Raw genomic sequence first — 1,547 nt, forward strand, 5'->3', positions numbered from 1 at the left:
TGCCTTATAGTTCGACCAAGCCACTTAATTTAAAAGTAACTGACTATTATATTAAGTGGAATATGCTTCTGTTGGTTACGAATATTGAATGCCAAACATCTAATGTTTTTAACAAGACGTTCGAGCCAACAGAGCACCTCGATTTCAAAACGCATACTCAGGGATTGCCGACCAAGACTATCTATAAGACCTGCGAGAAACGAGATTTAAGCACATTCCGTCCTTAACTTTAACCGTAGGCGCTATAAAATGAAAGCATATAACGTTGATAATTTTGCTGCACTCATTGGCATTGATTGGGCCGATAAAAAACATGATATTTGTGAGCATCCAACAAGCACTAATAAATATCATTACACCGTAGTTAAACACAGACCTGAAGCGTTGCATGAATGGGCTATGGATATTAAACAGCGTTATCCAGACCAGAAAATAGCGATTGTTTGCGAACTTAAAAAAGGCCCACTTATTTATGCATTAGCTAAATACGACCACCTTACTTTATTCACCGTTAATCCTTGTGCTGTTGCTAAATATCGCCAGGCTTTTAAGCCCAGTGGCGCAAAAGATGACCCATCAGATGCCTTTTTGCAAGTTGAAATTCTTAAGTTACACATGGATAAGCTCTCTGTCATTGAGCCCGAGTCAGCAGCTATGCGAACGCTGTCTCAGCTTGTTGAATATCGCCGAAGTTTAGTGCAAGACAGTGTCGATTTATCCAATAAAATAACGGCGACATTAAAGAATTATTACCCGCAGGCACTTGAATGGTTTAAAGAAAAGGACACGTATATATTCTGCGACTTCATTCAGAAATGGCCATCGCTCACTGCGGTTAAAAAAGCAAGAAAACAGACTTTACTCGACTTTTTTGAGAGTCATAATTCACACTATTGCACGGTTAATAATGCACGACTAGACAGTATTAAAAATGCGATGCCATTAACTCTGGACGAAGGAGTAATTGTACCTAATCAAATGCTCGTTGAAGTGCTTATCACGCAATTTAAAGTGTTATTAAAAGGTATTGAAAAGCTCGATAAAGCAATAAAATCGGCTTATAAAGCCCAGCAAGATAAAAAGATATTTGATAGCTTACCCGGTGCAGGTCCACAACTCGCCCCACGTTTACTTGTTGCTTTTGGGAGTAATCGTGCGCGTTATAATGATGCTGCAGAACTTCAAAAGTACGCGGGTATAGCGCCTGTTATTGAGCGCAGTGGCCAAAAAATGTGGACTCATTGGCGTTATAGTTGCCCCACTTTTTTAAGGCAAACATTTGTAGAATGGGCAGGCTTTTCTATTCGATATTCGTTTTGGGCTAAAGCGTATTATGAGCAACAAAAAGCCAAGGGTAAGCCGCATAACAGCATAATTAGATCACTGGCATTTAAATGGATAAGGATTGTATTTAGGTGTTGGAAAACGAATACACCCTACGATGAATCGACGTATTTAGCGGCCTTAAAACGCAGAGGCTCACCACTTTTAAAATTTGCAGTTAATAGCTAAATTTTACTAGTCGTCCACCTCAGGGCGTGTTGTTA

1 protein-coding gene is annotated in these 1,547 nt (G+C 39.6%); it reads left to right on the plus strand.

What is annotated here, in order from left to right; genetic code table 11:
- Positions 1-249 precede the first annotated feature (249 nt).
- The gene (locus R0J88_RS18590; RefSeq protein WP_410900680.1) at positions 250-1,512 is read left to right on the plus strand and encodes an IS110 family transposase; all 1,263 of its coding nucleotides are present in this window, start codon (positions 250-252) and stop codon (positions 1,510-1,512) included.
- The last annotated feature ends 35 nt before the right edge of the window (positions 1,513-1,547 follow it).

The sequence above is a fragment of the Pseudoalteromonas sp. SIMBA_162 genome (genome assembly GCF_046535955.1).
In the GTDB taxonomy this organism is placed as follows: Bacteria; Pseudomonadota; Gammaproteobacteria; order Enterobacterales; family Alteromonadaceae; genus Pseudoalteromonas; species Pseudoalteromonas marina.

Bases quoted from the DNA above. Each gene is read 5' to 3' on its own strand.
- R0J88_RS18590 (WP_410900680.1), top strand. From the start codon at position 250: ATGAAAGCATATAACGTTGATAATTTTGCTGCACTCATTGGCATTGAT.